This is a genomic window from Streptomyces sp. NPDC107654 (assembly GCF_055639035.1).
The window spans coordinates 17151-34379 of record NZ_JBVKBI010000025.1; the positions used below are offsets into that span (position 1 = coordinate 17151).

Genomic DNA, 17229 nt, shown 5'->3' on the forward strand with positions numbered 1-17229 from the left:
TCGCTACCCCGCTTCCGCGCCGGTCACAGCGCCCGGAGGCCGTTGATCACGTCGCGCAGAATACTCTCGTCCGGCAGCTCGGCCGGGGGGACCGGGCGGTTCACATGGACGAGTTCCGCGTGCACCAGGTCCCCGATGAGGACGCGGACGACACCGATGGGCAGATCGAGTTCCGCGGCGAGTTCGGCGACCGACTGCGGTGTGTCCCGGCAGAGTCCGACGATCTCCACGTGTTCGGGGGACAGCGTCGGGTCCGACTCCGGATCGCCGGTGTCGGGCTCCGCGACCACCACGGCGATCAGGTCGAGGCGGTGCTGGGCCGCACTGGTGGTGCGGCCGCGCGTCATGGCGTACGGACGGACGACCGGCCCGGCCTCGTCGTCGAACCAGTGGTTTCTTCCCTGACCGTCTGCGCTCATGCCATCCCACTACCCGCCTGCGGACAGGTCGGTGCGCGGGGCCGTACCCAGATGCACGCCGACCCGCTTGACCAGGAGCGTCATCTCGTAGGCGACCTGTCCGATGTCCGAGTCCGCGTCCGAGAGGACGGCGAGGCAGCTGCCGTCCCCGGCGGCGGTGACGAAGAGGAAGGCGTCGTCCAGCTCGACCACCGTCTGCCGGACGCTGCCCGCCTCGAAGTGGCGGCCCACGCCCTTGGCCAGGCTGTGGAAGCCGGACGCCACGGCGGCCAGATGCTCGCTGTCCTCCCTGGTCAGGTCCTTGGAGACCCCGGTCGGCAGTCCGTCGCCGGACAGAATGACGGCCTTGCGGATGCTGGCGACCCGGTCGACCAGGTCGTCCAGGAGCCAGTTCAGCTCCCCCTTGCCGGTTGCCGTGTGGCCGGTCGCCTTCGGTGCGGTCATCGACCGTCCCCCTTAGTCGTTCCTTGTGCTGTGCCGTTCCGGGCCCCGTCGCCCGTGGCGTTCTCCTCCCGGCCGCGCTGCCAGCCCCGCTGGAGCGAGGCCATCCGGCTGCGGACCTCGTCGGCGTCGCGGTCGGCGGGCGGCGCCGCGTTCTCGGCGCGCCGTTCGGTGTCGCGCTTGAGCTGGGGGGCCAGGCTCGCCTGGCGTACGCGGCGGGGCAGCGCTCCGACGCCGGGTTCGGCGCCCGGTTCGCGGCCCGTGTCGCCGGCGGGTGCGGCCGAGCCCCTGCGGGGCGGTGCCGTGTCCGCCGGGTCGCCGGTGCCGGGCGTCCCGGTCCGGGTGCGCCGGGGCAGTGCCGGAGCCTCGGACGTCGTGCCCGTGCCCTCGGCCGGGGTCGCGGAGCGGCCCTCCGGCCGGTCGGTGGGAACGGCGGGGCGCCGTGAGGCGGTACCGCGGCGACGGGCGGGCAGCGGGGCCAGGCCGCCCGTGTCGGAGCGGCGCGCACCGGCGGAGGGCCCGGGGTCCGGGTCACCGCGGCGGGGCCGCTGATCGCCGACGGGTTTGCCGTGCGAGCTGACGAGCTTGGGGGTCTGCCGTCGCGGCAGGGGTATGGGTCCGTGGTCGCCGGTGGCGTCGAGGGAGGGGTCGGCCTGCTGCTCGTCGCCGCCCGGGCGGGACCGGCGGGGGCGGAACAGGCCGCCGCGCTCGCTGTCCTCGTCCGGGATGGCACCGGGGAAGCCGTCCAGCGCGTCGAGATCGACAGGTGCCTCCAGCTCGACCGGTCCGTCCAGCAGGGAGGTCGGCAGGCCGGGCAGTTGCAGCGGCGCCGGGGACCGCCCGGCGGTACGGCTCAGCGCCTGCTCGGTGTCCTTCGCCGGACGGTCCCGGTCGAGCCGGAAACCGATGCCGTTGGTGTCCGGGACGTCGTCGCTCAGCAGGGCGTCGGGGATGAACACCACCGCGGTGGTGCCGCCGTACGGCGACGGCTGCAGGGAGACCCGGACGTTCTGGCGCTGGGCGAGGCGGCTGACCACGAACAGGCCGAGCCGGTCGGTGTCGGAGAGTTCGAACTCGGGGGTCTCGGCGAGACGCAGATTGGCGTCCAGAAGGGCCTCGGCCGTCATACCGAGACCCCGGTCGTGGATCTCCAGGGTGAAGCCGTTGGCGACCCGCTCGCCGACGACCTGGACGGCGGTGTGCGGGGGTGAGAAGACGGTGGCGTTCTCCAGCAGTTCGGCCACGAGGTGGGTGAGGTCGGCGACGGCGGGGCCGGTGACGGCGACCCGCGGCAGGCGCCGGACCTCGATGCGCTCGTAGTCCTCGACCTCGGCGACCGCGGCGCGGACGACGTCCATCAGCTGCACGGGCCGGCGCCACTGACGGGAGGGCGCCGCACCGGAGAGGATCACCAGGCCCTCGGCGTGCCGGCGCATCCGGGTGGTGAGGTGGTCCAGACGGAACAGGTCGGCGAGTTCGTCGGTGTCCTCGGTGCGGCGCTCCATGCTGTCGAGGAGCGTCAGCTGCTTGTGCAGCAGCACCTGGCTGCGGCGGGCGAGATTGACGAAGACCTCGGAGACACCGGCGCGCAGCTCGGCCTGTTTGACGGCGGCCTCGACCGCCGCGCGCTGCAGGGTGTTGAGGGCCTGCCCGACCTCGCCGATCTCGGTCTTGTCGTACTCCAGGCGGGGCACCTCGGTCTCGACGTCGACCTGTTCCCCCGCGGACAGCCGGCGCATCACGCTGGGCAGCCGGACACCGGACGCCTCGTGCGCCTCCAGGCGCAGCTGGCGCAGGTCCCGGACGAGGGCGCGGCCGACCCGTATGGACAGGAAGACGGAGAACAGGAGGGCGACGAGTCCGAGGACGCCCGCGATGGCCGCCTCCGCGATGACCTCCACGGCGACGGGACGCATACGGTCCTGGAAGCGGTCTCCCACCCCGTCGTCCAGGGTGCCCAGTTCTTTCAGGACGGTGGCCGCGGCGGAGTCCCAGCTCTTCGCCGTGACACTGCCGGGGGTGGTGCCGGAGTCCATGCCGATGACGGTCCGCTCGGCCGCGCGCAGCGGGGCTGTGGTGGCGTTGCTCCAGAAGCGTTCGTAACGTTCGCGCTCGGCGGCGGGCAGCAGCGGCAGGCTGATGTCGTACAGAAGGGTGCGCTGGGCGACGAGGTCGGAGATCTCACGGGACTCGGCGCGGGTGAGCCGGCCGACGACCAGGGACGAGCCGAGCAGGGCGTCCTCGCGGGAGAGCAGCTCGCGGGCGCGGGTGATGTTGACCAGGGCGCGGGCCTGCTTGTCGACCTCGACGTCGTCGATGCCGTCGAGGGACGCGAGGAGCGCGTAACAGGGATCCACCAGGCGGTTGTAGAGCGTGAGCGCCTGGGCGCGGGTGACGGTTCCGTCCTCGACGCCGCGGCGCAACGAGTCGAGGCCCTTGAGAGCGTCCAGGACGGCGGTGAGCCGCTCGCCGTCGTCCGTGTCCAGGCCGTCCCTGAGGTCATGGTCCTGGGCGTTCCCGCGGAAGGTGCCGATCGTCCGGTCGGTGGCCGCGCGGGTGCGGTGCAGTCCCGACAGCGCGTCCGAGGCACGCGCGTCGGCGAGGTAGACGAGGGTCTGACGACGCTCCTGCTCCAGGACGCGGGCGGTGTCCTCGGCGGGGTAGCCGATCCGCTCGACGACGTCGGTCACATGGAACAGCCGGGCGACTTCGCGCCCCGTGAGCACCGTGGCGAAGCCCCAGATGGCGGTCAGGGACACCAGCGGCACGAGAAGCAGCGCCACGATCTTCCGGCGGATCGACTTCCCGCGAAAGCGCATGGCCTCCCCCAGCTCGACCCCCGCCGGCCGGGGGTGCTCATGTCCGTCTACAAACGGCGCGAGCCTACTACCGCCTCACGGTTAACTCGAAGACATGTCCGGAGGATGAAGTTCCGCAACTGAGGCGGGAGATGACGAGTTGTCCGGGCATTGGGGGAGATTGTCACCGCGATCCCGCACCCGTCCCCGGCCCGACGGCGGGCTCACGGACAGGTGGTTGGCCGGAATTCTTCGTCGGCCGGGAATCTTTGCGGGGTCTCGTTCGTCCTTCTCTATGGGAGATGGGGGCGGAATGGGCCACAGGAGCCGTATCCCGCACTCCGGCGGCGTAAAGCAGCGCAAGCCGGGCAGCCACTGGGGAGTCGGGGTCTTCGGATGCCGGGGCGAGCGGTCTGCCGGCGGTGGGGAGTGACACGGTGATGGGCACGGCGGAGCGGCGCAGGGCGCCCGAGGAGAGCGTGGCGGAACGCTCGCAGGCGGGGCGGGGCCAGGGGGCCCCGGATCGCGGCATACCGGCGCGAGTGCGCGCCGAAGACTCCGACGGCGAACGATCGCAGGGGCACCGGGCGTTGTGGGTGGAGGAGCCCGCACGTCGGCACCCGATGCCCGATCCGGTGCGTACGGCGGCGGTGCGGGCGGTCCTCGTCACAGCGGTGACGCTGGTCCAGGCGATGGTGGCGTTCCTGTGCACGCTGGCGGGATCCTGGCTGGCCTTCCCCATGGTGATCAGCAGCGTGGCGAGCACGGTGGCGGCCACCTGGGCCGTGGTCGACGTGTGGGTGACCCGCCAGGTGTGGAGCCAGCGGTACGGCGTGGTCTCCGAACCGAGCAGCACGGCTCGGTCCCTCCGACGGGAGCGCCGGGCCCGCCGGCGCCAGGAGCGGGTGAGCCTGCGGGAGCAGGAGCGGATACGCCGCAGGGCCGGCGCAGGACAGCTGTCGCACCCCTGATCCTTTCGGCAGGGGCTCGGGGCTCCTACGGCCGGGATCGTGCTGCCGGCAGCCTAGGCTGACGGCCGGTTCTCGAACCGCCGTCGGCCGGGGCTCGGGTCCCGCACAGCCGGGGCTCGTGCTCCGGACGGCCCGTTCAAGCCTCCGTCGGCCGATCCTGGGGCGTGGCGCAGTGCAGCCGGCGCGATCGGATCCGCCGGCGCGACGGGATCCGGTGCAGCGACCGTATGCGCCGATGTCACCCGGTCCCGCGAAGCGACGAGGTCTGTCCACGCCACTGGACCCGCCTGCGTCACCGCATCCGTCGGCACCGCTGTCCGCCCGTTGTCCCGCTGTCTTTCCGCCCGCTGGAGTTCACGACGGGCCCGCGTGATCGCGCGGGGCCGGTTCACTCCGAGTACGGCGACGGTGCGGCCGTCCCGTTCACAACGGGTGAGGCATCCGGAGGGACCGGGCAGGCCGCCGTCGGTGTTCTCGCCCTCGGTGACGTGGACGGCATCGCCCCTCGCGGTACCGGCCGGCGAACTGGATCCGGAAGCCGTACTGGTCGGACCGGAAGTACGGCACCGTGCGGGCGATGGCAGGGTGTGGGCGGCGAGCAGGTTGGTCGACGCGACGCGGGGTTGCTCGGTGGCGGAGGACCAGTGCTCGGTCCGGGTGCCTCCGTCGCGGGCTCCGTCGCCGACCGCGACGACCCGCGTCAGGCGGTGACTCGCCTCTCGTCGCACAGCACGCCGTCATGCGGTGAGAGTGCCGGGCCGGCCGGCCAGGCCGTGTCGGGGACGGCACCGATGCCGACGATCACCACGTCGGCGGGCACGCGTTCGTCCGGCGGTGACAGCAGCGGCGTCCGGGACGGAGGAGGCCTCTGAGACGTCGGTGGTGTCGGGCGCCGGGCGGTGGCGGTGACGGGCCGGTGGCGCACCGGGTGGACGGCCGGTGCCGACTGGGGCGGGGCGGCGGTGCCGGTGGTGGTCAGGCGGCCGTGCCCTCCTCGGCGCCGAGGTGGACGTGGACGACACCGTCCTCCACGGTGACGCGGTGGGTGCGCACGGGGCGCCGGGCCGGCAGACAGGTCGGTTCGCCGGTGCGCAGGTCGAAGGAGGCCGCGTGCAGCGGGCACTCGATCAGGCAGCCCTCCAGCCAGCCCTCCGAGAGGGAGGCGTCCTGGTGGGTGCAGGTGTCGTCGATGGCGTAGAACTCGTCGTCCTCGGTGCGGAACACGGCGATCGGCGGCGTGGTCGCGACGCGGACGGACTCGCCTTCGGGGAGGTCTTCGAGGCGGCAGACGGGAATCACGGTCCCCCCTCTCGGTCCGGGACACTCGGTCCGGGACCTGCTCGGTGCAGGCGTCAGGGATGCCGCCGGGAGCCCGCCCGACGTCGGGCCGGCCCGGGGAAGCGGCAAGGGAGTGACGGACCGTCATCGGTCCGGGTGGTCCGGCGCCCTTCCGGGATCCGGACGCTTCGGTAACATGATGTTTCGCATGGCGCACAATCCAGCGCTATGCGCAACAGAATCCGTGCGGGACGACCGTCGCGTCAAGGGCTTCCCGCAGATGCGGCCCGAACGCGGCCGTCAGGTGGTGGGAGTTGAGCCATGACCCGCACGCACAAGCAGGCTGACCGCGGCGAGGAGACCACGGCGAACCCAGGGGCCCCGGAGAGACAGAGCGGCCGCGGAACGGCGAGTGCGGTGCAGTCGGTGGACCGCGCCGTGAGCGTGCTGGAGATCCTCGCCCGGCACGGCGAGGCGGGCGTCACCGAGATCGCCGAGGAGCTGGACGTGCACAAGTCCACGGCGTTCCGGCTGCTCGGCGTCCTGGAGAACCGCGGCCTGGTGGCCCAGGCCAAGGACCGCGGGAAGTACTACCTGGGGGCCGGCGTACTGCGCCTGGCGGGGGCGGCGGCAGTGCGTCTGGACATCTCCCAGGAGGGCGTCCCGATCTGCCGGGAAGTCGCCGACGAGCTGGGCGAGACGGTGAACATCGCCGTGCTCGACGACGACGCGGCGGTCAACATCATGCAGGCCCGCGGCACCGCGTCCGTGACCGCGCAGAACTGGCTGGGCAGACGCACCCCGCTGCACGCCACCTCCAGCGGCAAGGTGCTCTTCGCGCACATGCCGCCGACCCTGCGCGAGGGTCTCCTGGCGCGACCGTTGCCACGGTTCACGGACCGTACGATCACCGGCGCGACGATGCTGCGCGCCGAGCTGGAGGCCGTGGTCGGGCAGGGCTACGGCGTCACGATGGAGGAGCTTGAGCTGGGGCTCGCGGGCGTCGCGGCGCCGGTGCGCGCGCACGACGGCAAGGTGATCGCGGCGATCAGCGTCTCCGGACCGGTGTACCGGCTCAACGCGGACCGGCTTCCGGAGGTGGCCAAGCGCACGGTCGCGGCGGGCGCCGAGCTGTCCCGGCGGATGGGGTACGGCTTCTGACCGAGGGGCCCGGCCGGACGGATCGGGCCAGTTGTCCGCGCCACCGTCGCCCCGCAGGAGATCCCATCGTTCGCACGGCGCGAAAACATCGGCGTGGAACACGGCAGGCACGGGACACGGTGCGGAACAGCGGCGCGGGACCGGGGACTTCCCGGCCCCGCGCCGCCGTGTGTCCGACACCTTTCGCCGCGCGGGCTCCTTTTGCCGAGGGTTAACGCGCGCCCCTTGACGGCCCCGTGACGCCGTTCTCAATATGTTCCTCATCGCGCAACCGATCGTGCAATGCGCAACAGCAGAGGAGCCTGTCGTGCCACACGAGGTCCGTGCCGTAGTCGCTGTGAAGAAGGGCGCACCCGTGGAGGTGCGGGGGATCGTCGTCCCCGACCCGGGCCCGGGTGAGGTGCTCGTCCAGGTGCAGGCCTGCGGGGTGTGCCACACGGATCTCCACTACCGCGAGGGCGCGATCACCGACGACTTCCCGTTCCTGCTGGGCCACGAGGCCGCCGGCACGGTGGAGGCGGTCGGTCCGGGGGTCACCGATCTGAAGCCCGGCGACTACGTCGTACTGGCCTGGCGGGCGCCGTGCGGCAGCTGCCGTTCCTGCCGACGCGGCCGACCCTGGTACTGCTTCGCCTCCCGCAACGCCGCGCAACCCATGACACTGCCGGACGGCACCCCGCTCACCAACGCCCTCGGCATCGGCGCCTTCGCCGAGAAGACGCTGGTCGCGGCCGGCCAGGCGGTGAGGATCGACCCGGCCGCTCGGCCCGAGGCGGCCGGTCTCATCGGCTGCGGGGTGATGGCCGGTTACGGCGCGGCGGTCAACACCGGCAACGTCGGCCGCGGCGACTCGGTCGCCGTGATCGGCTGCGGCGGCGTCGGTAACGCGGCCATCGCGGGCGCCTGCCTGAACGGCGCCATGAAGGTGATCGCCGTCGACATCGACGACAAGAAGCTTGACCAGGCGGAGAGGTTCGGCGCCACGCACACCGTCAACTCCCGGGGCACCGACCCCGTCGAGGCGGTCCGGGAGCTGACTGACGGTCACGGCGTGGACATCGCGATCGACGCGGTCGGCCGCCCCGAAACGTTCCTGCAGGCCTTCTACATGCGCGACCACGCCGGTCTGCTGGTCCAGGTGGGTGTCCCCGCACCCGAAATGAAGGTCGAACTCCCGTTGATCGACGTCTTCTCGCGCGGCGGCGCCGTCAAGTCCTCCTGGTACGGCGACTGTCTGCCGAGCCGGGATTTCCCGTTCCTCATCGACCAGTACCTCTACGGCCTGCTCGACCTCAACGCGTTCGTGTCCGAGACCATCGCCCTGGACGGGGTGGAGGAGGCGTTCGCCAGGATGCACCGGGGTGAGGTGCTGCGCTCGGTGGTGGTCATGTGAGCGTGCCCGGCGCCGTACGCGTGGAGTGGGGGCTGGCCTCGGGGATGTTCGGCCTGGACGGTGGGACGTGCGACGTAGGCGACAAAGTCCGGCCGGCCGGCGACGACGCGGAGGTGCTGGTGGTCGGCGCCGCGCACGACGCCGAGGCGATACACCGGGCCACCGCCGGCCGCCGGACCACCGCACGCCAGCGTGTCACCGCCCTCGCCATCGCCGGCACCCCCGACCACTCCCACGCCCGCGACGACCACCCCCACACCCACGGCGACCACATCGACGCGGCGCCCACGCGCTCCGCCCCGACCAGCGCCCCCGTACTCCTGCACCCCGACGACACCGAGCCGCGGTCGCTCACCCGCCCACGCCGTGAGCCGGACGGCGAGCCGACCGACGGCCGCGTCCTCACGGTGGCCGGCACCGAGCCGCACGCAACCCGCATCCCGGGCCATACCGGGGACAGCTGCTCGCTCCACGCGCCCCTCCTGAACGCCGTCTTCACCGGCGACACCATCTTCCCCGGCGGCCTCGCCGTCCCCGGCCGCTCCTCCATCGGCCGCCCGGCCATCAAGCCCTTGCTCCGCGCCACGCCCGGCTGCTGACGCTGCCGGGTGTCACCGTCGTCCACACCGGCCACGGTCCCCACACGACGATCGCCGCCGAGCGGCCGAAGCCCCCGCCGCCTGAGCGCCGCGGTCCCCCGCCCGCGCGACTCCCCCGCGCCCGCCATCACCACCACCACAAACACACCGGCGATCCTCACCGCCCCGAGCCCAGCGCCCTCCCCGCCACGCCAAGCGCACCGGCGATCACCACCACCCCAAGCCCACCGCCATCCTCACCACCCCAAGCGCAACCGCCATCCCCGCCACCACAAGGAGGGGCATGTCCAGCACATCCGAAGAACCGTTCCAGGGGCCCCGTGTCGTCATCGTCGGCGCCGGCATCGTCGGCTGCTCACTCGCCGACGAGCTGACCGCCCGCGGCTGGACGGACGTCACCGTCCTGGAACAGGGCCCCCTGCCCGCCCCGGGCGGCTCCACCTCGCACGCCCCCGGGCTCGTCTTCCAGACCAACCCGTCCAAGACGCTCACCGAGTTCGCCCGGTACACCGTCGAGAAGTTCCGCGCCCTCGAGGTCGACGGCGTCTCCTGCTTCCACCGGGTCGGCGGCCTCGAACTGGCCACGACCCCCGAACGCCTGGCGGACCTGCACCGCCGGGCCGCTTACGCCGCCTCCTGGGGCGTCCGCGGCGAGGTCGTGAGCACGGCCCGGTGCAAGGAACTGTGGCCCCTGCTGGACGAGTCGGTGGTCCTCGGCGGCTTCCACACCCCGGACGACGGGCTGGCCCGGGCCCTCCTCGCGGCCCGCGCCCAGACGGACCGCGCCACCGCGCGCGGGGCCCGTTTCCTCGACCGGCACACGGTCACCGGCATCGAGCAGCACAACGGCCGGGTCACCGCGGTCGTCACCGACCGGGGGGCCTTCCCGGCCGACCACGTCGTCTCGGCGGCCGGGTTCTGGGGTCCGGTGATCGGCCGCATGGCGGGCGTCGACGTACCGCTGCAGCCCCTCGCGCACCAGTACGCGAAGACCGGGCCGCTGCCCGAGCTGAGCGGTGCCACGGCGGAGGCCACGCGGCCCGTCCTCCGCTTCCAGGACCGCGACCTGTACTTCCGTGAGCACGCCGACCGCATCGGGATCGGCTCGTACGCGCACCGGCCGATGCCGGTGGACCCGTTCGCGGTGCCGGCGTACGACCAGGCACGCGCCCGGGACATGGAGATGCCGTCCTCGTACCCCTTCACCGCCGAGGACTGGGAGCCGAGCTGGGAGGACTGCCGGCGGCTGCTGCCCGCGCTGCGCGCGTCCGGGATCGAGACCGGGTTCAACGGGGTCTTCTCCTTCACGCCGGACGGTATGCCGGTGCTCGGGGAGGCACGGCGGCCGCGGGGCTTCTGGCTGGCGGAGGCGGTCTGGGTGACCCATTCCGCGGGTGTCGCCAGGGCGGTGGCGGAGTGGATGGTGCACGGACGGCCGTCCGTCGACGTGCACGAGTGCGACGTCACGCGGTTCGAGGAAGCACAGCGTTCACCGTCGTACGTCCGTGAACGGGGTTCACAGCAGTTCGTGGAGGTGTACGACGTCCTCCACCCGCTCCAGCCGATGGAGCGGCCCCGCCCCCTGCGCGTGAGCCCCTTCTACGCCCGCCAGCAGCAGCTCGGCGCCTTCTTCCTGGAGGGCACCGGCTGGGAGCGCCCGCACTGGTACGAGGCGAACGCCCCGCTCGTGGACGCCCTCGGCGACCTCCCCGGACGCGACGCCTGGTCGGCCCGCTACTGGTCCCCCGTCGCCGCCGCCGAGGCCCGGGCCACCCGCGAGAAGGTCGCCCTGTACGACATGACCCCGCTGCGCCGCCTGGAGGTGACCGGCCCCGGCGCCCTCGCCTTCCTCGACCGCATGACCAGCAACAACCTCCGCAGGAAGCCCGGCGCGGTCACCTACACCCTGCTCCTGGACGAGACCGGGGGCATCCGTTCCGACCTCACCGTCGCCCGCCTCGCCCCCGACCGCTTCCAGGTCGGCGCCAACTCCCCCGCCGACCTCGACCGGCTCCTCCGCCACGCGCCCGAGGGCGTCCGGATCCGCGACATCACCTCCGGTACCTGCTGCATCGGCGTCTGGGGCCCCCTCGCCCGTGCCCTCGTCCAGCCCCTGACCGGCGACGACTTCTCCCATGAGGGTTTCGGCTACTTCCGAGCCAAGCAGACGTACCTCGGTCATGTGCCGGTGACGGCGCTGCGCCTGAGCTACGTCGGCGAACTGGGCTGGGAGCTGTACACCACGGCCGACCTGGGCCTCAGGCTGTGGGACACGCTGTGGGAGGCCGGGCAGGAACTGGGCGTGGTCGCCGCGGGCCGGTCCGCCTTCACCTCCCTGCGGCTGGAGAAGGGCTACCGGGCCTGGGGCACGGACATGACCGACGAGCACAGCCCGTTCGAGGCGGGCCTCGGTTTCGCCGTCCGCATGGACAAGGAGGACTTCGTCGGCAAGGAGGCGCTCCGGCGGGCCGGGGAGCCCACACGCCGGCTCACCCCGCTGCTCCTGAACGACCCCGCCGCCGTGGTCCTCGGCAAGGAGCCCGTGTACGTCGACGGCACGCCGGCCGGTTACGTGACCAGCGCGTCGTACGGCTACACGCTGGGCCGCTGTGTCGCCTACGCCTGGCTGCCGGCCGGCCTCGCCACCGGTACCGGCGTGCACATCGAGTACCTCGGCGAGAAGGTTCCGGCGACCGTCGCCGACGAGCCGCTGTTCGACCCGGAGATGACCCGTATCCGCCGCTAGGAGGCGCCCGTGTCACCGTCTTACGACGTCGTCGTCATCGGACTCGGCGGCATGGGCAGTGCCGCCGCCCACCACCTGTCCGCGCGCGGCGCCCGCGTCCTCGGCCTGGAGAGGTTCGGCCCGGTCCACAGCCACGGCTCCAGCCACGGCGGTTCACGCGTCACCCGGCAGTCGTACTTCGAGGACCCGGCGTACGTACCGCTGCTGCTGCGCGCCTACGAGCTGTACGCGGACCTGGAACGGGCCACCGGGCGGGGCATCGCGCTCCTGTCGGGCGGTGTGATGGTCGGCCCCCCGGGGTCGCGGACCGTCTCCGGCGCGCTGCGCTCGGCCACCGCGTGGGACCTGCCGCACGAGATGCTGGACGCGAAGGAGATCCGCCGCCGTTTCCCGACCCTCGCCCCCCGTGACGACGAGGTCGCCCTGTACGAGGCGAAAGCCGGCCTGGTCCGGCCCGAGAACATGGTCGCCGCGCACCTCCAGCTGGCCACCCGGCAGGGCGCCGACCTGCACTTCGAGGAGCCGATGCTGCGCTGGGAGCCGTACCGGGACGGGGTGCGCGTCCATACGGCGGAGAACACCTACACGGCCGGCCGGCTGGTGGTCTGCCCGGGCGCCTGGGCGCCGCGGCTGCTCACCGACCTGGGGGTGCCGTTCACCATCGAGCGGCAGGTCATGTACTGGTTCCAGCCGAAGGGCGGCACCGGGCCGTTCCGGCCGGAGAACCATCCGGTCTACGTCTGGGAGGACGCGGCCGGCGTCCAGGTCTACGGCTTCCCGGCCATCGACGGGCCGGAGAGGGGCGCCAAGGTCGCCTTCTTCCGCAAGGGGCAGGTGACGACTCCGGAGACCATCGACCGGACGGTGCACGAGGACGAGGTCCGGGCCATGGCCGACCACGTGTCCCGCTGCGTCCCGGACCTGCCCGGCACCTTCCTCAAGGCCGCCACCTGCATGTACTCCAACACCCCGGACGAGCACTTCGTGATCGCCCGGCACCCCGCGCACCCGGAGTCGGTGACCGTGGCGTGCGGATTCTCCGGGCACGGGTTCAAGTTCGTGCCGGTCGTCGGCGAGATCCTGGCCGACCTGGCGATGACCGGTTCCACCCCGCACCCGATCGGCCTGTTCGACCCCGCCCGCCTCGCCGCCCCGCCCGCCCGAGGAGTCCGCCCGTGACGACGACACCGAGCTCCCGGGCACCGGTCTCCCCGAGCCTCGTCGCGACCCTCCCGGGCCGCTACTACACCGACCCGGAGGTGTTCCGGCGGGAGCAGGAGAGGGTCTTCGAGTCCCTGTGGTTCTGCGCCGTGCGCGGCGCCGACCTGGACGGGCCGGGTGCCTTCCGCACGGTCCAGGTGGGCCGCGAGAGCGTCGTCGTCACCCGGAACCGCGCCGGAGAACTGCGCGCCTTCCTCAACGTGTGCCGGCACCGGGGAGCGCGGCTGTGCACCGAGCAGGCCGGCGAGGTACGGCGCACCCTCCAGTGCCCGTACCACGCATGGACGTACGACCTTGACGGCACATTGATCGCCGCGCCCAACTTGATCAAGATGCCCGACGTCGACCGCGTCGAGTACGGGTTGATCAAGGTGGCTCTGCGCGAGTGGCTCGGTTACGCCTGGGTGTGCCTCGCCGACGAACCGCCCTCCTTCGAGGACACGGTGGTGCACGCGGCCGTGGAACGGCTCGGGAACGCAGCCGCCATCGAGCACTACGGCACCGAGCGGCTGACGCTCGGCAAGCGGGTCGCCTACGAGGTGCGGGCCAACTGGAAGCTGATCGTCGAGAACTTCATGGAGTGCTACCACTGCGCGACGATCCACCCCGAACTCACCGAAGTGCTACCGGAGTTCGCGGACGGCTACGCGGCCCAGTACTACGTCGGCCACGGTGCGGAGTTCGGCGCGGACATCGAGGGTTTCACGGTGGACGGCAGCGCGGGCTTCGGCAGGCTCCCGGAGGTGACGGCCGACCAGGACCGCCGCTACTACGCCATCACGGTCAGGCCCACCGTGTTCGTCAACCTCGTCCCCGATCACGTGATCCTGCACCGCATGTTCCCGCTGGCCGAGGACCGCACGATGGTGGAGTGCGACTGGCTGTACGCCCCGGAGGTGGTGGCCTCGGGCGCGGACGTGTCGAAGTCGGTCGAGCTGTTCCACCGCGTCAACGTCCAGGACTTCGAGGCGTGCGAGCGCACCCAGCCGGCGATGTCCTCGCGCGCGTACCGCCGCGGCGGGGTGCTGGTGCCCAACGAGCACCACATCGGCGTCTTCCACGACTGGCTGCTGGACCGGCTGGGGGACGCCCATGCCTGACCTGTTCATCGGCGGCGAGTGGCGGGGCGCCCTGGACGAGCGCACCCGCGAGATCCGCTGCCCCGCCGACGGCTCCCTGGTCGGGGTCGTGGACGAGGCCGGCGGGAAGGACACCGTGGAGGCCGTCGCGGCGGCCCGGCGCGCCTTCGACACCGGCCCCTGGCCGGGCACACCGGCCGCCGAGCGCGGTGACCTGCTGCTGCGGGTCGCCGGCCTCCTCGCCCGGGACAAGGACGCCCTGGCCCGCGCCGAGTCCCTGGACACGGGCAAGCGGCTGGTGGAGAGCGCGTACGACATCGATGACGTCGTCGACTGCTTCCGCTACTTCGGGCGGCTGGCCGCGAGCGAGACCGGCCGGGTGATCGACACCGGGCGGGCGGGCGTCGACAGCCGGGTGGTGTACGAGCCGGTCGGCGTCTGCGCGCTGATCACACCCTGGAACTACCCTCTGCTGCAGACCGCCTGGAAGGTCGCCCCGGCGCTCGCGGCCGGCAACACCTTCGTCCTGAAACCCAGTGAACTGACCCCGCACACCGCGATCCACCTGGTCCGGCTGCTGACGGAGGCGGGGCTGCCGCCGGGCGTGGCCAACCTCGTGCTGGGCGCCGGGCCGGAGGCGGGCGCCCCGCTCGCCGACCACCCGGACGTCGACCTGGTCTCCTTCACCGGCGGTCTGCGCACCGGTCGCCGGCTGATGGCCGCGGCGGCCGGCACGGTGAAGAAGGTGGCGCTGGAACTGGGCGGCAAGAACCCCGACATCGTCTTCGCGGACGCCTGCTTCGAGGCGGCCGTCGACATGGCGCTGACCGCCGTCTTCCTGCACTCCGGGCAGGTCTGCTCGGCCGGGGCCCGGTTGCTGGTCGAGGACGCGCTGCACGACCGGTTCGTGGACGAGGTCGTCCGGCGGGCCCGGCGGATCCGGCTCGGCGGGCCGTTCGACGAGCGGGCGCAGGCCGGGCCGCTGATCTCGGCGGCGCACCGGGCCGAGGTCGAGGCGTACGTGGCGCGGGGGCTCGCGGAGGGCGCGGTGCTGCGCTGCGGCGGCGCCCGGCCGTCCGGGCCCGGCCACGACACGGGCTTCTACTATCTGCCGACCGTCCTGGACGAATGCGCGAGCGGCATGTCCGTCGTCCGGGAGGAGTCCTTCGGGCCGGTGCTGACCGTCGAGCGGTTCACCACCGAGGAGGAGGCCGTCCGGCTCGCCAACGACACGGTCTACGGCCTCGCGGGTGCCGTCTGGACCGGCGACGAGGCCAGGGCCGCGCGGGTCGCCGCGCGGCTGCGGCTCGGCACGGTCTGGATCAACGACTACCACCCGTACGTGCCGCAGGCCGAGTGGGGTGGTTACAAGCAGTCCGGGGCCGGGCGCGAACTCGGCCCGGGCGGGCTCGCCGAGTACCGCGAGACCAAGCACGTCTGGCGCAACACCGCGCCGGCACCACAGGGCTGGTTCGACTGACCGCCAGAGGAGCGCTCATGACGTCCACCGGGCAACCGCCGGGTCCCCACCACGACGACGCCGAACTCGCCGAGTTCGGCTACCGGCCCGAACTCAGGCGCACCCTGGGCGGTTTCCACACCTTCGCGGCCGGGATCAGCTACATCTCGATCCTGACCGGCACCTTCCAGCTCTTCTACTTCGGCTACGGCAGCGGCGGCCCCGCCTACTGGTGGTCGTGGCCGATGGTGTTCGCCGGCCAGTTCACGGTGGCCCTGTGCTTCGCCGAACTGGCCGCCCGCCACCCGGTGGCCGGCTCGGTCTACAACTGGTCGAAGAAGGTCGGCAATCCGCATGTCGGCTGGCTCACCGGGTGGCTGATGCTGATCGCGTCCGTCGTGTCCATCTCGGCGGTCGCGCTGGCCTATCAGCTGACGCTGCCGCAGATCTCGCCGGTGTTCCAGTTCGTGGGGGACGGCACCGGCACGTACGACGTGGCGACCAACGCGGTCGTCCTGGCAGCCGTGTTGATCCTCTTCACCACGTTGATCAATGCGTTCGGCGTCAGGTTGATGGCCATGATCAACACGGCGGGAGTCTTCATCGAGTTGATCGCGACCGTGGTGTTGATCGCTCTCTTCGCCGTCCACATCACCCGGGGCCCTCACGTCGTCATGCAGACGAACCACACGGGATCGGGGTACTCGACGGGTTACCTCGGCGCCTTCCTGGTGGCCTCGCTGGCGTCGGCGTACGTCATGTACGGCTTCGACACCGCCTCCTCCCTCGGCGAGGAGTGCCTGGACCCGTCCCGGAACGCCCCGCGCGCGATCCTCCGCGCGATCGTCGCCTCGTTCGTCCTGGGCGGCCTGGTGCTGCTGCTGGCGCTCATGAGCGTCTCCAGCCTCAAGGGCGACAAGCTGTCCACCGACGGCCTGCAGTACGTCGTGCTCGACGTGCTCGGTCCGACGGCCGGCAAGGCGATGCTGTGGTGCGTGCTGATCGCGGTCACGGTGTGCGCGCTCGCGGTGCACACGGCGGCGATCCGGCTGGCGTTCGCGATGGCCCGGGACAACAACCTGCCGGCGTCCTCGCTGCTGGCCCGGGTCAGCCCCCGGTTCCGGACCCCGGTCCTGCCGGCCGTCATCATCGGTGTGCTGGCGCTGGCGATCCTCGTGGTCAACATCCGCCGGCCGCAGATCTTCACGGTCGTCACCAGCATCGGCATCATCATGATCTACCTCGCCTACCTGGGTGTCACCGTGCCGATGCTGGTGGCCCGGCTGCGCGGGAGGTGGCAGCCCGCCGGCGAGGGCAGGTTCTCGCTGGGCCGCTGGGGGCTTCCCGTCAACCTCGTCGCGGTGGTGTGGGGCGCGACGATGACGGTCAACCTGATCTGGCCGCGCGCCTCGGTGTACAACGCGTCCGCGCCGTACCACTGGTACCTGCGCTGGGGCGCGGTCCTCTTCGTCGCGGTCATCGCAGGCGGCGGCTTCGCCTACTACTGGTGGGTCCAGCGGCACCGCACCGGCGTGCTCGCCGAACACCGTCTGGACGCCGCGGCCACCACCCCGGCCGCTCCCGTCGCCACCCCGGCTGTCGAGTGACGTCGCCCGACCACGGCCGAACCCGACAGGATCCTCTCGAATCCGCTCCGCCTCGGC

General features: G+C 72.3%; 13 protein-coding genes. 9 read left to right on the forward strand and 4 right to left on the reverse strand.

The window, feature by feature from the left end:
- Nucleotides 1–23: 23 nt before the first annotated feature.
- Genes ACZ7N4_RS31915 through ACZ7N4_RS31925 form a run of 3 tightly spaced genes read right to left on the reverse strand, consistent with a single transcriptional unit; the run spans nucleotide 24 to nucleotide 3679 of the window.
- Nucleotides 24–419: a DUF742 domain-containing protein gene (locus ACZ7N4_RS31915; protein WP_471365286.1), complete on the reverse strand. Its 396-nt coding sequence runs from the start codon at nucleotides 417–419 to the stop codon at nucleotides 24–26.
- A gap of 9 nt (nucleotides 420–428) precedes the next feature.
- The gene (locus tag ACZ7N4_RS31920) at nucleotides 429–863 is read right to left on the reverse strand and encodes a roadblock/LC7 domain-containing protein (protein WP_471365289.1); all 435 of its coding nucleotides are present in this window, start codon (nucleotides 861–863) and stop codon (nucleotides 429–431) included.
- On the reverse strand, nucleotides 860–3679 hold the full coding sequence (locus ACZ7N4_RS31925; protein WP_471365292.1) for a sensor histidine kinase: 2820 nt from the start codon (nucleotides 3677–3679) through the stop codon (nucleotides 860–862). The genes ACZ7N4_RS31920 and ACZ7N4_RS31925 overlap by 4 nt, the downstream gene beginning before the upstream one ends.
- Nucleotides 3680–4098: 419 nt before the next feature.
- Here ACZ7N4_RS31925 and ACZ7N4_RS31930 point away from each other — a divergent pair, with 419 nt between their 5' ends.
- Nucleotides 4099–4629: a hypothetical protein gene (locus ACZ7N4_RS31930; RefSeq protein WP_471365296.1), complete on the forward strand. Its 531-nt coding sequence runs from the start codon at nucleotides 4099–4101 to the stop codon at nucleotides 4627–4629.
- A 975-nt stretch (nucleotides 4630–5604) separates the two neighbouring features.
- Here ACZ7N4_RS31930 and ACZ7N4_RS31935 read toward each other — a convergent pair.
- Nucleotides 5605–5928, reverse strand: coding sequence for a bifunctional 3-phenylpropionate/cinnamic acid dioxygenase ferredoxin subunit (locus ACZ7N4_RS31935; protein WP_471365299.1), 324 nt, complete (start codon nucleotides 5926–5928; stop codon nucleotides 5605–5607).
- A 300-nt stretch (nucleotides 5929–6228) separates the two neighbouring features.
- Here ACZ7N4_RS31935 and ACZ7N4_RS31940 point away from each other — a divergent pair, with 300 nt between their 5' ends.
- The 8 genes from ACZ7N4_RS31940 to ACZ7N4_RS31975 all read left to right on the forward strand — a co-directional run bounded on the left by ACZ7N4_RS31940 (nucleotide 6229) and on the right by ACZ7N4_RS31975 (nucleotide 17172).
- The gene (locus tag ACZ7N4_RS31940) at nucleotides 6229–7068 is read left to right on the forward strand and encodes an IclR family transcriptional regulator (RefSeq protein WP_471365302.1); all 840 of its coding nucleotides are present in this window, start codon (nucleotides 6229–6231) and stop codon (nucleotides 7066–7068) included.
- A 307-nt stretch (nucleotides 7069–7375) separates the two neighbouring features.
- Nucleotides 7376–8461, forward strand: coding sequence for an S-(hydroxymethyl)mycothiol dehydrogenase (locus ACZ7N4_RS31945; protein ID WP_471365305.1), 1086 nt, complete (start codon nucleotides 7376–7378; stop codon nucleotides 8459–8461).
- The gene (locus ACZ7N4_RS31950; protein WP_471365310.1) at nucleotides 8458–9060 is read left to right on the forward strand and encodes an MBL fold metallo-hydrolase; all 603 of its coding nucleotides are present in this window, start codon (nucleotides 8458–8460) and stop codon (nucleotides 9058–9060) included. The genes ACZ7N4_RS31945 and ACZ7N4_RS31950 overlap by 4 nt, the downstream gene beginning before the upstream one ends.
- Before the next feature lie 283 nt (nucleotides 9061–9343).
- Nucleotides 9344–11806 (forward strand): GcvT family protein, encoded by a 2463-nt coding sequence (locus tag ACZ7N4_RS31955; protein WP_471365314.1) that lies wholly within the window; start codon nucleotides 9344–9346, stop codon nucleotides 11804–11806.
- Between the two features lie 9 nt (nucleotides 11807–11815).
- Entirely contained in the window at nucleotides 11816–12985 is a 1170-nt protein-coding gene (gene solA, locus ACZ7N4_RS31960) for an N-methyl-L-tryptophan oxidase (protein ID WP_471365318.1), read from the forward strand.
- A complete protein-coding gene (locus ACZ7N4_RS31965; RefSeq protein WP_471365322.1) occupies nucleotides 12982–14127 on the forward strand; it encodes an aromatic ring-hydroxylating oxygenase subunit alpha in 1146 nt (381 codons plus the stop codon). The genes solA and ACZ7N4_RS31965 overlap by 4 nt, the downstream gene beginning before the upstream one ends.
- Nucleotides 14120–15586 carry an aldehyde dehydrogenase family protein gene (locus ACZ7N4_RS31970; protein ID WP_471365325.1) on the forward strand — a complete coding sequence of 489 codons (1467 nt, stop codon included), beginning with the start codon at nucleotides 14120–14122 and terminating at the stop codon, nucleotides 15584–15586. Before ACZ7N4_RS31965 ends, ACZ7N4_RS31970 begins: the two co-directional genes overlap by 8 nt.
- A gap of 17 nt (nucleotides 15587–15603) precedes the next feature.
- Nucleotides 15604–17172 carry an APC family permease gene (locus ACZ7N4_RS31975; protein WP_471365328.1) on the forward strand — a complete coding sequence of 523 codons (1569 nt, stop codon included), beginning with the start codon at nucleotides 15604–15606 and terminating at the stop codon, nucleotides 17170–17172.
- Nucleotides 17173–17229: the final 57 nt, after the last annotated feature.